The organism is Psychrobacillus sp. FSL K6-2365 (assembly GCF_038003165.1).
In the GTDB taxonomy this organism is placed as follows: domain Bacteria; phylum Bacillota; class Bacilli; order Bacillales_A; family Planococcaceae; genus Psychrobacillus; species Psychrobacillus psychrodurans.
The window spans coordinates 934,282-950,654 of record NZ_JBBOOO010000001.1 but is presented as its reverse complement, the minus strand read 5'-3'; the positions used below and the strand labels follow the sequence as shown (position 1 = coordinate 950,654).

Genomic DNA, 16,373 nt, shown 5'->3' with positions numbered 1-16,373 from the left:
CTCCTTTATTTTACATTCATTAGATCAGGTAAAAACGTTGATATGGCTGGAACAAATGTGATTAACATTAAAACGATAATAGCCGCCACTATAAATGGTAGTACCCCTCTTGATATACCAATAATATTCGTCTTAGATATACCTGCCGCTACATATAGGTTGAGTCCTACTGGTGGTGTAAAAAGACCGATTGCCAAATTGACTGTCATGAATACACCAAACACGGTTGGATCCATATCTATGAAAAGCATGATTGGCAGTAATATAGGAACGAATATATAATAAGCTGAAATTGCATCGATAAAAGCACCTGCGATTAAAAGCAATAAATTTATCAATAAAAGAATGACAACTGGATTACTCGAAATCGATAAAATCGTATCACTCATATCACGAGCAATTTGTTCTGTTGTAATTATGTAAGCAAATACCGATGCGGCACTAACGATAATCATTACGACTGCAGTTTGAAGAGAAGCGTCTACAAAAATACGATACATGCTCTTGAAAAGATTTTCTCTTAATACAAATAAGCCAACGATTAAGCCGTAGACTACCGCAACTACAGCGGCTTCCGTAGGAGTGAAAAATCCACCATATATTCCTCCCAAAATGATGAAAGGAATAAATAAGCCCGGCAATGCCCTAACAAATGCTTGCCATCTTTCTTTACCAGAAGCTTTTTGAACTACAGCCTCATCAGCATGAAAAATGCCTTTTTTCTCTTCCTTACGACGCACGTAGAATGCAGCAACAATGAATGCTAACCCCATAAGCAAGCCAGGAATTACTCCTGCTAAAAAAAGACGGTTTATCGTAATAGGAATCTGATCACCAGCCACTACAGCAAAAACGATGAATGCAATACTAGGTGGGATAATGATACCAATTGCCCCTGAGCTCGCAACCAATGCTCCAGCTGTTTCTTTGGTATAACCACTTTTAACCATTGCCGGTATGAGAATACCACCAATTGCTGCTACAGTTGCCGGACCAGATCCCGATATAGCTGCAAAGAAAACAGCCACTAACACAGTTACAAGAACAATGCCACCTTTTCTATGACCAACCATAGCCTGTGCAAATTCTATTAAACGTTTGGAAATCCCAACATGATCCATAATAACTCCAGCTAATATAAAGAATGGAATAGCCAGTAAGGTAAATTTCGCTACACTTGTGTACATAATATCCGTGACCGCTTCTAAACCGTACAACCCATTTGACGAAACTAATACGATTAATGATGAGATCCCAAGTGAAATCGCAATAGGTACACGAAGGAAAATCAGTACAAAGAATGCTCCAAATAACAGTAAGGCAATCATAGTTGCTCTCCTTCCTTAGATGTAGATGCCGGGTCCTTTAGCTGCCATTCCTGCCATCCAACTTGTAATGTGCGCACGATACATAAAATTGCCCCAATTGGAAGTGACAAAGTCATCACCCATGTTGGCCATCCGAGTGCAGGCGTTTTCTGCCCCATATCCATTTGGAATAAAATCGTCTGAATTCCATACCAGAACAGGACTCCAAATAGAACTAATCCACAAATTGTTGAAATGGCAATCATACTGCGTTTCAAAACTTTTCCACCTAGATCATATAAAAGTGTAAAGCCAAGGTGTGAGTAATTACGCACACCCATGGCAGTACCTACAAAAGTAAGAAGGACAAAGAGGTTAATAGTCAATTCCTCTGTAAAAGACAGAGATATCTGAGCAAAATTTCTAGAAATAATATTAGCAAAAGCAATAATTGTCATTGCTAGTAATGCTAAGACTAGAATAATTTCTTCTACTTTATTAAGGATTTTCATCCGACAACCTCCTTATCTCTTTTGGAAAGCTTCCAGTAATTCAGCACCCCATATATCTTTGTATTTATCGTATAGTGGTTGTACTTCTTCCTTAAATGCAGCAAGTTCTTCGTCAGTCGGCTCATAGAACTGCATACCACTAGCTTTTAATTCTTCAATTTGGGTTGCTTCTTTTTCACGTGCCTGCTCAACTTGATATGCTGCCGCTTCTTTCCCTAGTCGATCAAAAAGCTCTTTGTCCGAATCACTTAACGAATCGTACAGTTTCTTGTTCATCCCAAGCACTAGTGGATCATACGAATAGTTCCACATTGTCATGTAATCTTGTACTTCATTTAGCTTAGATGAATAAATAACGTCTATAGGATTTTCCTGACCATCAATCGTTCCTTGTTGTAATGCAGTAAATACCTCGGAGAAAGTCATCGTTACTGGGTCAGTACCAAGTTCACGGTATAAATCTGTATACATCGTAATTCCTGGTATACGAAGCTTCAGTCCTTTAATATCCTCCGGACCTTTTACTTCACGTACACTGTTAGTTAGTTGACGGAAACCGTTTTCCCCATATCCTAAAGCCTGTACTCCTTTTTCAGCTAATACTTTTTTCAGTTGATCTCCACCATCTCCGTTAAATACCGCATCTGCTTCGTCTAAATTGTTAAATAGAAATGGTGCTGAAGCGACACCGAAACGTTCATCCAAAATGGAGTAAATGATGGTTGAGTTGAAAGTTAAATCAATAGTTCCTTTTGAGAGTCCCTCTACTGCTTTACCGGAATCTCCTCCAGATAACTGTTCATTTGCAAATAGTTCTAAATTAATACGACCATCACTTTCTTCTGCTAGATCCTTTTTTAGCTTTTCTGCTGCTTCATACCAAGTAGATGACTCGGAAACTGTTACCGACATCTTTAAGTTATATTCCTTATCCTCCGCAGAAGATTCCTCTCCGCCACATGCTCCTAAAAGTAGAACTGCTGATAACCCGATTGTCGTAAAGATGGAACGTTTTAATTTTTTCATTTCCTTACACCCCTTTTTTATAATTGATCATTGATTCGTATATAAAATCAACGATATGTACAGCCTCCATTTGATCAGATAAACCTTCTTTTTCAATACCAACCTTCATTTGAAGTAAGCAGCCTGGATTGGAAGTCACTATTTTCATAGGTGCGACTTCTATCACCCCTTTCATCTTTTGGGTTAGAATTTTATTCGACATTTCAGGTTGCAATATATTATAAATTCCCGCGGAACCACAACAGCCTGCTGCATTTGGCATTTCCTGAAACTGATAACCAGGTGCTGCTTGTAGTAAGGCTCGTGGTTCTCTCCAAACTCCATTCACATTGCGTAAATGACAAGAGTCTTGATATGTAACAATTGCCGATGATTCATTTTTACTTTGTGGAAGCATTTCCACCATTCCTAATTTCACTAATAGAGATGAAATATCAATAATTTTTTTTGAAAATTTTGCTGCTTCTTCTGTACCGAGTAATTTCCCGTATTCACTTAGAAATGCTCCACAGCCTCCAGCATTTTGAACAATATAATCATAGTCATCATGATCGAATGCTCGTATATTTTTCTCCGCGTTACGCTTTGCTTTCGGCACCTCACCACTATGACCATGAAGTGCACCACAGCATTGTTGCCCAGAAGGTATCTCTACTTCCACATCTAACATATTTAAAAGTTCGATAGTTCTCTGATTAGTTTGTTGAAACATTGTATCCATGAGACAGCCTGTGAAAAATGCTACTTTTGTTGAAATAGCTGTTGTTTCCCTTTTAGGTTTTTTTAAAGAAATTTTAGGTAGGACTGCCTCCATCTCTTTAAGCTGGGTGGAGAAAAGATCCATAAATCCAATTTTACGAGCGACTTTTTGAATACCAGTTGCCTGATATAAAGCAATCAGCTTCACTGTACCTGTCATTAGCCTCTGATCTGCAAACAGCCCATCAAACGTTACTTTTCTAATTGCCTTTTCTTTAAGAGTGGTAGGTTTTGCATCTTTAATGGCATGTCTTGTCTCCTCTATTAACGTTCCATATTGCACTCCTGCTGGACAAGCTGGCTCACAAGCACGACAACCAAGACAGACATCAAAAGCTTCCTCCACTGACCCATCCCACTTCACAACACCATCTCTCACAGCCTTCATTAAAGCGATTCGACCGCGAGGAGAGTGTGTTTCATCTTGCCCAGTCGTAATATAAGTAGGGCAAGCTGGTAAACAGAAACCGCAACGCATACAGTCCATTAGCAAATCCTCTTGTACGTGCTCCTGAAAGCTTTTCTGCATCCGCTCCGCGAGTGCGCTAGCCATAATGCACCACCACCCTTGGTTTTGTAGATTTAGCAAACAACTTCCCAGGATTGCATACATTATTCGGGTCAATCGCTTGTTTAATAGACTTCATGAGCGTGATACCTTCTAACCCTATCTTCCATTCCAAGTAGGGAGATTTCATCTCTCCTACACCGTGTTCTCCAGTAATCGTTCCTCCTAGTGCAATTGCAGCTTCAAATATTTCAGTAAAGGCAGCATCTACCCTTTGCATTTCTTTTTCATCTCGTATATCTGTTAAACAGGTGGGATGTAGGTTGCCATCTCCCGCATGACCAAAGGTGTAAATCTCAACATGGTGCCTTTCTGCAATTCTTTGAATCTCACGAACCATCTCAGCTAGTTCAGAGCGGGGAACCGTAGCATCCTCTAAAATCGTAGTCGGTCGTTTCCGTGCAAGTGCTGACAGTGCACTTCGTCTTCCAGCTTTTAAACGAAGCGCTTCCTCCTTGGAATTTGCAATAGCAGAAGAGGTTGCCCCATTCTTCTTTGCAATTTCAATCATTTTGGCAACATCGGAACTAACTGTCTCTGTTGATCCATCCTGTTCCATTAATAACATCGCTTCTGCGTCGGTCGGCAAGCCAAGACCCATGAATAACTCCACTGCATCCATTGTGCCTCGGTCCATAAACTCAAGCGTAGCCGGTATAATTTTTGCAGCTATAATTTCCGAAACCGTAGAAGCAGCAGCTTCTAGTGAGTGGAAGTAGGCAATCCCTGTTTTCTGTGTCTGTGGTAGTGGTATTAGTTTTAGAGTTATTTCTGTTATAACTCCTAAAGTCCCCTCTGCTCCAACAAGTAATGAAGTCAAATCATAACCTGCTACATCCTTCGCCAATTTACCACCGGTTTTAATAATGTCCCCATTTGGTAACACAGCTTTCAGTCCCATGACGTAATCCTTCGTTACTCCATACTTGAGTCCTCGAAGACCGCCTGAATTTTCGCTAACATTCCCTCCGATGGTGGAAATTTTCATACTGCTCGGATCAGGAGGATAAAATAATCCTCGTTCTTCAACATAATTACAGAGATCCAGTGTTATAATGCCTGGTTGTACATTGATGCACAAATTAGCTTCATCAAAATCTATTATTTGGTTCATTCGATTAAAAAGAAGTACAATTCCTCCATTAGTAGGAACAGTACCAGCTGCTAAATTTGTACCGGAACCACGTGGCACGATTGGAACAAGATACTTCTGGCAGACAAGCATAATTTTTTGAATTTCTTCTGTAGAAGCGGGAGATACAACAGCATCCGGTAATGACTGGAAACCAGCAGCTGCATCATAGCTATAGCTTGTAAGATGTGCAGCAGATGTCTTTATATTTGCATCTCCTACTATTCCTCGAATTTCATCTATCCACAGCAACATTTATTCCCTCCTCTGCGATATCTTTGATAGCGCTTACAAGAATTCTACAAAACTACGAGTTGTTTTAAAATGTCCAATCATCCAATAATTCAGAATATACTGATGTTTATTTTTGTCCATTTGGACAAAGAAAAATCTTCGCTACTCTGATAATTAGAGCTAGTTACTTGTTTTACGGATTGAAAAAATTTTCGTCAGAGTCATAAAGGTAAACTACATAATTACCACAAAAAAACCATGAATCGAAATTCATGGTTTTTGCATCTGTATGAAGAATTTAATCTATCTTTGTCATGGAGATTAAATTCGTTTATAAAGTCTATAAGCAGTATAGATCTCAGCTAGATGTGCTCGATTAGACAATTGCATAGAAAGCATACTTTCAATTTTGGATAACCGATATTTCAAGGTATTCTTATGTATAAATAATTTATCTGCAATTTCCTGAAGACTTCCATTATCATTAAAATAACAGTCCAGAGTATCTAAGAGCTCCAAATCCTCTAAAATGGGCTTAATCGTTCTGCTCAAAAAAGTATGGATGCTTTCATCCGAAAGGTCATAGTATAAAAGTTCCAATTTAAGGTCTTCCTCAAAAACGATATTTTTCTGTCGGATAGAAATGTTAATAGCGGTCTGCGCCTGTAAAAATGAAGTTTTTAAGTCTCCTTGCTGACCTACTCCAATTGGTTGAAAATCTCCGTATATCTTCATTAACCGTATCTCCATCTTCTCAAAGGATGAAATCAGATGATTTTTCTCTACCTCTGGTATAAAAAAGATTAGTTGCCCTAACCCAGACCGGACGATCATTAAATCTGGATGAATGGTTTGGTTATTCTTCATACGCTCTACTATTTCTTTATCAATATACTGACTTCCCTGCAAGATAGCTATGCGGCAAAATTTTTCGATGGGAAACCCCAATAATTTCGCTTTTTTCTCCGTCTCTGTGTCAGACAGCTCCTTTAAAAAATAATCGGAGACAAAGTACTCCAGTTCCCTGACTGACCGTTCCCTTTGTTGACGAGACAAAAAATCAGTTATAAAAAGTTCTACTACCTTCCGAACAAGCTTTGCATACTTTTCCACTGTTTTAGGTGTACCTGTTATCCCAATAACGCCAATAGCCTTATCTTCAATAACAATCGGCATGACCATACCTGGCCGAACACCTCTTAACTCTTTACTCATTTCTTCCGTCATATGTAATTGTTTAAGACTTTTAATTGATATTGAAGCCCCTTCATGAAACGAATTCAACCTCTGAGGATCTGTACTAGCTATGATGAATCCCGTGCGATCTGTGACTAAAACACTTTGGTCAATAAGCATTGAGAGCTCCTCCACAATTTGCTGCCCTAAAACCTCTAAACTAAACATCTTCAACTCCCCTTTGCGATTAAACTACTTCGCCTATATATTGCATACTACATGAATAATATAATAACACATTTTTTCTTAATATTTATAATTGTTCGCCACACAGGGACACAAAAAAACACACCCTCCAGTTGAAGCCTAGAGAGTGTGCGTTCGAGGTGCCGCTGTGTAAGACGTAATTTCAATACTATTCCGAATTGTTTATTACACAGGGACCAAATTGTAGTTAACTTTCAGAATTGTTCCCTGCACAGGGACGCAATCCTTTCTATCAATTCGATAATTTGCTCCGTCTCCTCTATCGGTACTGGTGATACTCCAGTTTCAAAGAAATGCACGATTTGCTCGATTAGTCCTGCGTAGTAAGGCTTCTCTTCTTCCCATAATCGTAGGGAATGAACGCTTTCCTTTGAATGAAGGATTGCTCCAAAACGATTATGCCAGTCGTTTTCTCCTCTGATGATTACATGTTTTCCACTTGCAAATGTCATATGAATTTGTTCACAATCCGGATATGTTTCTATTTTTATGTGTTTAACTTTCATACCAAAAATTGTTACAACCATCTCTAGTAAGTGAATTCCATACCAAAAGTATCCTGGCATTTGTTGTTGGCGAGGTGTTGGTCCAAAAAAGTAGCCACTCTCGATTTCTGTACTATTAGCTGCTGCTATGACTGATTCTGAAAATCTTAAGGATGAGGAACTCATGACTGGAGTGTGATGAACTTTACTGAGATTAATCAATTCTTTCATTTCGTCGCTGCTCATAACAACTGGTTTATCAATAAAAACCGGTTTACTATAGCTAACTACTTTCTTAAACCAATCTAAGTGGTTTCTTCCATCAACTGTTCCAATAATTACTGCATCGACAACAGTCATTAGCTCTTCAACGTCTTCAACTGGTATTACTCCATATTTACTTGTGACTATTTTATAGTAATTAGGGAAACGCTCACGACTAATAGGTAAATCCTTAGAATACGTTGGGATAGCATGAGTTATTTTAGCTCCTGCAACATAATGTGAAGCCTGAGAATCATTTAATAACCTCGTGAAAATTTCACTATGTGATGTATCCAACCCTATTAAACCTATTTTCATATACTATTCTCCTCACTATTTAATAGTGTGAAAACCTGGCGTGGTCTACCTCTTCTCGACATTTTCTCTGTTCCAATCACCTCTATTAAAGAAGCATCCAACCATGATTGAACAATTCTATGAGCACTCCTTGGTGTAATACCCAAAACAGAAGCAAGCTCATGGGCCGTAAATTCATTTTTCTTTTTTCTTCGAATTAGAGCCATCGTCTTTTCTATGTTCGCTGCATTCATACCGACTGTCTCTGATTTTTGGATTAAGAGTTGATCTGTCACTGCAAGCGGATATTTCATAGGTGCCGCTATATCAATTGGTCCAAATACACTTCTATCTTCACTAACTATATAACAGCTATCTCCGCCGTTTTCTTGTGCTTGAATAAGTGCTACTCTCGAATGAGAGCCTGCCTCTAATGCAGAAAATCCAAATCCAATACCAATAGATAAGGTTACACCTATTTTCTTCTTCAATTCATCTACAATCGGCAATACTTTATACCCTTCTGTAACTCTTTCAAATATTCCACGGTTTGTGACAAACAAATATTCTGTGCTACTTAATGCAGTCAAATAACCGCTCATTTGCTCAGCAAAATGGAGTAACATTCGATATGTAGTATGATTTCTTTTTTGTATTTGCTGCTCTGTCATAAAATCATTTGCTATAGCAGTTGAGTTTTCTATAAAGATTCTTCCTATAATAATTTGCATTTCTTTTTGCTTTCGTTGATTAGTTCCTAATAGCATTCTTTCAATAGACACAATAATATCTTCTTCTGAAGGCTTCAGCCATTCATTTGTAATATTATTATTTGTCAATAATTCACTTACCAATTTCAAGCTTGTAATTACAACCGTAGAAGAAGATTTCCCCAAGTTTTCCATATGAAAATTTAGAATCTCGTCCACGTTTTCAAGAGAAACTAAGTTATTGTAGTTATCATAACTAAACGTTTCTTCTAAATTTTCTTTTACAATTTCAATATAGTCACTTTGAATTCCATCAAAACTTATATGAGTGAAATTCATTTTATTTTTCATTTTATAAAACGCTTGGTATAATCCCGCTCCTTTTAACGGTATATAAAATGCTGGAACTTCCATTGGCACCTCTTCTTTAGCGACCAAATATGGAATTCGTCCCGAATAAAATAGACAATCTACTTTTTCTCTTAGCTCCGCTGTGAATTCTTTTGCTCTATCTATTTCATCAGACAAACGGAAAATCGGTTGTATGGTAGGGAAAAGGTTAAAGCAGCGAACAAGTGTGTCATAAATCCAAGTCGGACCAATTACTCCTACCTTTATATAAGATTTCATATCCTCTTCCTTTCCAGTAGGAAAAGACACATGATTGCTAATGTGTCTTTTCCTACTTTTTATTGGTTTTTATCATTACGAAGAAACTCTTGTACAAATGCATCATCATTTAACTGCGGATAGGTTGCATAAACACGATCGATTTCGTTTGCCTGACCTGGACTTAAAGTTTCATGATCAGTTAAACACCAATTCCCCTGCAGAAGCCCTTGTCTACTAAGCACTTCATTAATTCCAGCAATACTTCCTTTAAATGCATTTTTTGAATCGAAGAATGCTGAGTTTGCATCTGTTACATCCTGCGCAATAGAAAACCAATGTTTATCTATGTCATTATCGAGTCTGGCCTGTTTTATTTTCTCAAATAGCTTTACAGCCTCATGCGTCCATACCGACCAATGTCCTAAAAGACCACCTACTATGCTTTTACTTTCCATTTTACCTTCTACTTCAAACTGGTATGCTGCAAATAAATCTAAAACAATATTATCGTCATTGCCAGTGTAGAGTGCAATTTCATCTTTTCTTGGAGACGCACAAACCGCTCGTATTACATCTAAGGTTAAATATCTATCAAAAGGAGCCATTTTAATACCGACCACATTATCGACACTAGCAAACTCCTCCCAGAATTCGTAGCTAAAAATTCGTCCTCCAACAGCTGGTTGTAAATAAAACCCAAACACAGGTAATTCATTTGCAACAACTTTTGTCCGTTCAATAAGATCATCTTCTGAATGCTGATGTAATCCACCATTACTTAGAAGCACCATATCGTAGCCTAGTGCTTTAGCTATTTTTGTCTCTTCTAATGCCTGCTCCGTACCTCCACAAACACCCGCTATTTTAAGAAACGGACGCTGCAGCTGTGCTTTTTCGACTTCTTCCATCGCTAAACGTAAAACAATTTCATATAGATTAAACTTAGGATCCCTAATTTCAAATTGAGTCGTATGAACACCAACTGCAATACCACCTACTCCAGCCTCTATATAGTATCTAGTCAATCTCCTTTGAGCATATTCATCTAATTGTTTATCACTTGTCAATGCTAATGGATGAGCAGGGATAAAGGCACCATCTTGTAAATGTTTTTGTAGTTCTTGTGATAAAGCCATTTAGAATTGCCCCTTCCGTTCCTGAAAGTGAGTTGGTTTATTAATCGTTTCTCCATCATTTGCTACCCAGTCTGCTGTCCATTCAATCATTTCTCTTATGGAGACTCTTGGATATCCAAATAACTTATGTGCCTTACTCGCATTATTTAGTAGAGCATTTTCCTTTTCTACTCCATCAAATATTGGAGTCTTCCCTAGCAATTTTCCAAACTCATTGGCAAGCCATCGAACTGTTAACGTTTCTGGACCCGTTACATTTAAAATGGTTGGAGGTGAGCTTGCTATTAATAACGATCTTATTGCATATTCATTTGCATCCCCCTGCCAAATGACATTCACATGACCCATCGATAAATCTAAAGGTACCCCGTTATTCACAGAGCGAGCAATTTCGAGTAAGACACCATATCTCATATCGATCGCATAGTTTAATCTGAATACGGTTAATGGCGTATTATCCTTATGAGAGAAATAAGTAAACACTCGTTCTCTCCCAAGGGAAGATTGACCATACTCGCCAACCGGAGCAACTTCATGAAATTCATCACAGCCACCTGAAGTCAAAGGCACTAATGGGTATACATTCCCAGTTGAGAAAGCGACAATGTTGGATCCTTTAAAGTACTCTGCTACTCTTCCAGGCAGGTATGTATTCATTGCCCAGGTAAAGTGTTCATTGCCAGTCGTACCAAATTTATTGCCCGCCATATATATGATATTTTTTTCTTTCGGAAGCAGTTTCAATTGTTCATCGTCTAATAAATCTGTGGAAATTGTTTCGATTCCTGCTTTTTCTAAATCTTCTTTCAATGTTCCATTGGAAAAGCGGGATACTCCGATTACCTTCTTATCTAAACCAGCTTTATCAATAGCTCTTTTCGCCATCATCGCTAAAGTAGGTCCCATCTTACCTCCAATGCCTAATATCAATATATTACCATCTATTTTTATCATATCTTCTACTAGTGCATCAGATGGTTCGGTCATTAAGTTTTCAAGTTCTTCAACTGTTTTCAAATGAATCCCTCCAATTTCTTATGAAAAAAAGATATTTTTTATATTATTGAAAGCTAAATAGATTAAAACTATTAGTCCAATAATCCCTAGGACATTGCTTAATAATTTATTTTTAAGTTCTCCCATAATATTTTTATCATTAGCTATTACTAAAATAGCAATTGCTATAAATGGCACAACAAATATCGTAATGGCTTGTGCAAAAACAATTAGATTCAATGGAGCAGAACCAAATACAATCCCAATGATAGAACCGAAGAGCATCACTAAAATAATGAGTAGCTTCACTTTTAAATTTGATAGGCTGCTACCTAGCCCCAGTCCGTCAGCTAGCAAAGATCCACCAATCGTTGCATTCCCCATCAGTGAAGAAAAGGATGCCCCAAACAATCCGAGCATAAAGACAATAGTAGACCAGCTACCAAAAAGTGGTTCTAACGCTAAGCCCATTTCACTTGCATCATTAACGATAAGTCCCTGAGGCTTCAAAATAGTTGCAGCTGTAATCATTATTAGAAAAGAAATAAAACCTAGAAGAAAAATTCCTAAAAAAGATTCCTTACGACCACTTGCAGCATCTGTAATTTTCCAACCTTTTTCTTTTACCAAATAGGATTGATAAACAGCTCCTACAATGGAAAAGCTTGTTGCAAATAGTGCTATGATTAATCCCATACTTCCTTCAGGTAACACTGGTATGAACCCTTTGAAAATATCTACTAATGATGGTTGAACTACTATGACAGTGATCAAAAATGCCAGTAACATAATAACTACTAAGACCAGCATCATTTTTTCAAGAATTTGATAAAACTGTTTTGCAAATAATAATCCAATAGATATGAGAGTAAAGATGATAATCCAAATGGTAGGATCCATATTTGTAACTGTCGATATAGCTATCCCTGTACCAATTGCATTACCTGCTTGGAATGATGCGGTAACCAAAAATGCACCAACCCCTATTAATACTCCAGCGAGCAATCCCCATTTTTTCTTAATTGTTTGAATGAAACTATGATCAGCTGCTAAACCAATCCGAGTACTCATTTCTGTAAATACCATCATTAAAATAATAGCTAAAATAATAGTCCAAACTAATTGTGTGCCATATATTGCCCCAATTTTAGAAGATAGCGTAACACTTCCTGGACCTAATACTAAGGCCGAAGTGATTAAAGCCGGTCCAAGATAATTAAATATATTCTTCTTTTTTGAGATTTTACTATCCTTTGCTAATTCTGTTTTCCCCTCCACAACCACACTAATTCCCCCTCTAACAAATTATTCAGAATACTCTATAATTATATTAACTTACCGACTAAATTTATGACATGACTTTAATAAGTCTTTAATTTGGGTGGAGGAATTCTCAAAAAGAAAAATGTAAGATCCATTTATTTTCTAAAAAGCGTCGGAATAAATAAGGTTACAACCTAGAGCTTATAACATGAGAATGATCTCTTTCTGACCTAGCGGGATGTGAATGCCCGTCATAGCGCTCTTTTCGCTCGTGGTTTAGTCCTATGCGAACGGGACGAAACCCTATACGCCCGAGCTGTACTTATTCGCCCGACATAGTGCTCTATACGCCCGTCATTTAGTCCTATGGGAACGGGGCAAAACCCTATACGCCCGAACAAAAAGCGTCAGTAGTTTTGCAAAGTTTTTTAGAAAAATGACCTGCTCGGTGCTGCACCCCAAAAGTTAGAGTAATAAATCTAACTTTTGGGGTGTTTTTATATGGCGAAATATAACCAAGGTTTTAAATTAAAGGTTGTTCAAGAGTATTTAAACGGGCACCTGGGATACTTACTCTTAGCGCAAAAATATGGTATTCCATCTTCAACGGCAATCAAACATTGGGTTAGGGCTTATAAAGCTTTTGGAGAAGAAGGCTTACAACGGAAAACCAAGCATGAAGAATATCCTGTTCAATTCAAATTAGATGTATTAAACTTTATGAAACAAACAGGTGCTTCTTACCAAGACACAGCGATTCGATTTAACATGAATCAGCCTAGTATAATCGCGACTTGGAATAGTAAGTTTTTAAAAGAAGGAGTAGAGGGCCTGACAAATGTGAAGGGAAGGCCATCTATGCCTAAAAAAACAAAAGATACGCCGACTAAAGTAGAAAAAGCAATGTCTCGTGAGGAACAGTTAGAACGTGAAAATGAACTGCTTCGTCTGGAGGTTGCGTATTTAAAAAAGTTGAAGGCTTTTCGAGAGAACCCGGATGCCTTCCTCGAAAAGCACAAGCAGAGATTGCCTTTGAACTTAAAGAAGAAGGATTCCGATTAAAAGACATCTTTAAACAAGTTGATATTCCCGAAGCAACTTATCATTATCATATCAAGCAAATGAAGCAGGAAGACCCAGATCAAGCTTGGAAAACGTTGATTATAGAAATATTTGAGCAACATGAAGGTCGATATGGGTATCGTCGAATTCATGCGGAATTAAAAGTACAAGGACATAAAATCAATCATAAAAAGGTGCAGCGAATCATGAATGCATTGAATTTAAAGTGTGTAAAATTCGTACGTAAATCTCGCTATAAATCGTACAAAGGGACTGTTGGCAAAGTAGCGAAGAATCGTTTAAACCGTCGTTTCAACACACCTTATGCCTTACAAAAACTGGTGACTGATGTAACAGAATTCAAGTGCACAAATAATGAGAAACTATATTTAAGCGCGATTATGGATTTATATAACAGTGAAATACTCGGTTTCAGTATGTCTAAACGACCTACACTGGAATTTGTGATGGATTCACTGAAACAAGCGCTCCCAATCATTCATGAACGTGCAGAATATCGTACAACCATTCATTCGGATCAAGGCTGGCACTACCAACATAATTCGTGGGTGAAAACCTTAAAGCAAAACAAGATTTTCCAAAGCATGTCTCGTAAAGCAACATGTGCGGACAATGCGGTAATGGAGAACTTCTTTGGCTTACTCAAACAAGAAATGTATTACGGGGAGGAATTGATGAACTACGAAGTGTTACAGAAGAAAATCGAGAAGTATATCGATTACTATAACAACGATCGAATTAAACAAAAACTGGCCGGCATGAGTCCGGTAAAATACCGAACTCATGCCAGCCAATTAGCTGCATAAATAAAACTCTAACTTTAAGGGGTCACTACCCTCGCATTAGCGAACAGGTCATTTTTATATTACTTCCATTCTCTTTCTGTATATCCTTTAGATTTGATTCCTTCGTTTGTTTCTTTAATAATCGCTTCGCCACCCTTTGCAAGGTACTCTTCAACTAGTGCATCCCAGTCAGATATTGATCTTTGACCAGCGATCATTTTCGATTGTTCGTTGATTAAGAATTGAAATAAATCTGTACCTTTTTCTTGGTTTGTTTGTGATAGAACACCATGAGAAGGATCGACATATAACTCGCTCGTTTCAAACATTTCTTGTAATGATGCAGTCATTTCTTTCAACTCTGGTAGTGTATAGCTATCCGCATACGTAATATTTGCATCCTCTGGAACCTGTTCTCTGTTATCCAAGAAATAGGTTGATGGTGCAAGCCCTTCAGAAGAGAACGTTGGAATTTGGACAGGTAATCCATTTTCCATATTATAACCAGTTCCTTCTTTACCTAAATAGAAGTCAAAGTCCGCATTTTGAGGATTTTTTTCCTCAGCCGGGAAATAAGTTTTCCCAAAGTCTACTAACTCTAATGCTCGATATAATTTCCCTTCGTCTTCTGCAAGATTAGCATTTAAAGCAAGAATACCTGAGTTACCTGAACCCATTGTGAATCCTTTCGATTTGTCTGGTGCTTCAAATGGAGGAATTGCTACTAGCTTCGCTTCTGGATTAATAGATAATAATCCATCGAAATACTCCTGTGACATCCCGGAGACACCGCCTACGAAAATTCCAGCTTTACCGGAGTAGAACTCATTATTAGTACTCGCCCAATCAAGAACGGCAAAGTCTTTTGTCATAGCGCCTTCTTTATACAAATTAGCAAAAAATTGAACTAAGTCTTTTCTTCCATCAGAAATGATACCTGGAATAAAATCTCCATCATCATTTTGGTGATACCAAGCATTGAAGTCCCAATATGTTCCCATGTTAAAGCTTGGGTTAATATTTTCTCCAATAGCTACTCCATACGTATCTGCCTTTCCATTCCCATCTGGATCTTCTTTTGTAAATGCAATAGCAACTTTCTCTAACTCTTCGTAGTTTGTTGGTACTTCCAATCCTAATTTATCGAGCCAATCCTTACGAATAATTGGTGTTACAGGATATGGATTGGAATAACGCGGAATTCCATATACCTTTCCGTCTACTTTAAAAGAATTGTAAATATAGTCTGGAATATTCCCTAATGTTTCGTAATGTGATAAATAGTCATCTAGGGGTAGAAATGCTCCATCTTCTGCCCATTGATAAAAACGCGTATCGCCAGCTTGGAATCCAACTAAATCTGGCATAGAACCTGATGCTACAATGGCAGAAGATTTTTCAACATAATCACCTTGAGGTATAATCTCTGGTTTATAATCTACGTTAAATCGCTCATTTATCATATCTAGACCAGGACTTTTTAATGGAGGTGGATCACCGAAACGGAATGTCATCCCCGTGATTGTATATTTCTCACTATGATCAAATGGATCAACCTGTTCATTTGGAGCTTTTTCTCCTGCAGTTTCATTATCTTTGTCAGTTGTATCTTTCTCATCTGTATTTTCATCCGTACAAGCTACTAACATAAAACTAAGGAAAAGAAGTAGAAAGCTAATCATTAGGTGCTTATTTTTCACATTAACCCCTCCATTTATCTTTTGTAAGGCTTCTTTAACAGCAGTACCGACAATTTTCTAA

13 protein-coding genes and 1 pseudogene are annotated in these 16,373 nt (G+C 37.7%); 2 read left to right on the top strand and 12 right to left on the bottom strand.

Features of this window, described 5'->3' with window-relative positions:
- Positions 1 to 5 precede the first annotated feature (5 nt).
- The 11 genes from MKY29_RS04635 to MKY29_RS04585 all read right to left on the bottom strand — a co-directional run bounded on the left by MKY29_RS04635 (position 6) and on the right by MKY29_RS04585 (position 12,765).
- Positions 6 to 1,328 (bottom strand): TRAP transporter large permease, encoded by a 1,323-nt coding sequence (locus tag MKY29_RS04635; protein WP_340879135.1) that lies wholly within the window; start codon positions 1,326 to 1,328, stop codon positions 6 to 8.
- A complete protein-coding gene (locus MKY29_RS04630; protein WP_340879134.1) occupies positions 1,325 to 1,819 on the bottom strand; it encodes a TRAP transporter small permease in 495 nt (164 codons plus the stop codon). Before MKY29_RS04630 ends, MKY29_RS04635 begins: the two co-directional genes overlap by 4 nt.
- A gap of 12 nt (positions 1,820 to 1,831) precedes the next feature.
- Positions 1,832 to 2,845 (bottom strand): DctP family TRAP transporter solute-binding subunit, encoded by a 1,014-nt coding sequence (locus MKY29_RS04625; protein WP_340879133.1) that lies wholly within the window; start codon positions 2,843 to 2,845, stop codon positions 1,832 to 1,834.
- Between the two features lie 4 nt (positions 2,846 to 2,849).
- The gene (locus MKY29_RS04620; RefSeq protein ID WP_340879132.1) at positions 2,850 to 4,157 is read right to left on the bottom strand and encodes a (Fe-S)-binding protein; all 1,308 of its coding nucleotides are present in this window, start codon (positions 4,155 to 4,157) and stop codon (positions 2,850 to 2,852) included.
- Positions 4,150 to 5,559: an FAD-linked oxidase C-terminal domain-containing protein gene (locus tag MKY29_RS04615; protein WP_340879131.1), complete on the bottom strand. Its 1,410-nt coding sequence runs from the start codon at positions 5,557 to 5,559 to the stop codon at positions 4,150 to 4,152. The genes MKY29_RS04620 and MKY29_RS04615 overlap by 8 nt, the downstream gene beginning before the upstream one ends.
- Positions 5,560 to 5,859: 300 nt before the next feature.
- Positions 5,860 to 6,942 carry a CdaR family transcriptional regulator gene (locus tag MKY29_RS04610; protein ID WP_340879130.1) on the bottom strand — a complete coding sequence of 361 codons (1,083 nt, stop codon included), beginning with the start codon at positions 6,940 to 6,942 and terminating at the stop codon, positions 5,860 to 5,862.
- 233 nt (positions 6,943 to 7,175) lie between these two features.
- Positions 7,176 to 8,048, bottom strand: coding sequence for a Gfo/Idh/MocA family oxidoreductase (locus MKY29_RS04605; protein WP_340879129.1), 873 nt, complete (start codon positions 8,046 to 8,048; stop codon positions 7,176 to 7,178).
- Complete coding sequence (locus MKY29_RS04600) at positions 8,045 to 9,367, bottom strand: hypothetical protein (protein WP_340879128.1); 1,323 nt, start codon at positions 9,365 to 9,367, stop codon at positions 8,045 to 8,047. The genes MKY29_RS04605 and MKY29_RS04600 overlap by 4 nt, the downstream gene beginning before the upstream one ends.
- A 59-nt stretch (positions 9,368 to 9,426) precedes the next feature.
- Positions 9,427 to 10,485: a dihydrodipicolinate synthase family protein gene (locus MKY29_RS04595; RefSeq protein WP_340879127.1), complete on the bottom strand. Its 1,059-nt coding sequence runs from the start codon at positions 10,483 to 10,485 to the stop codon at positions 9,427 to 9,429.
- Positions 10,486 to 11,502 (bottom strand): NAD-dependent epimerase/dehydratase family protein, encoded by a 1,017-nt coding sequence (locus MKY29_RS04590; protein ID WP_340879126.1) that lies wholly within the window; start codon positions 11,500 to 11,502, stop codon positions 10,486 to 10,488.
- Positions 11,503 to 11,520: 18 nt separating this feature from the next.
- Positions 11,521 to 12,765 carry an Nramp family divalent metal transporter gene (locus tag MKY29_RS04585; RefSeq protein WP_340879125.1) on the bottom strand — a complete coding sequence of 415 codons (1,245 nt, stop codon included), beginning with the start codon at positions 12,763 to 12,765 and terminating at the stop codon, positions 11,521 to 11,523.
- 480 nt (positions 12,766 to 13,245) lie between these two features.
- Here MKY29_RS04585 and MKY29_RS04580 point away from each other — a divergent pair, with 480 nt between their 5' ends.
- Positions 13,246 to 13,806, top strand: a complete 561-nt coding sequence (locus MKY29_RS04580; RefSeq protein WP_241600786.1) for a helix-turn-helix domain-containing protein — start codon at positions 13,246 to 13,248, stop codon at positions 13,804 to 13,806.
- A pseudogene (locus MKY29_RS04575) lies at positions 13,767 to 14,633 on the top strand (IS3 family transposase); the annotation flags it as partial. The gene MKY29_RS04580 and the pseudogene MKY29_RS04575, both read left to right, overlap by 40 nt.
- 59 nt (positions 14,634 to 14,692) lie before the next feature.
- Here MKY29_RS04575 and MKY29_RS04570 read toward each other — a convergent pair.
- A complete protein-coding gene (locus tag MKY29_RS04570; RefSeq protein ID WP_340879124.1) occupies positions 14,693 to 16,312 on the bottom strand; it encodes an extracellular solute-binding protein in 1,620 nt (539 codons plus the stop codon).
- Positions 16,313 to 16,373 lie beyond the last annotated feature (61 nt).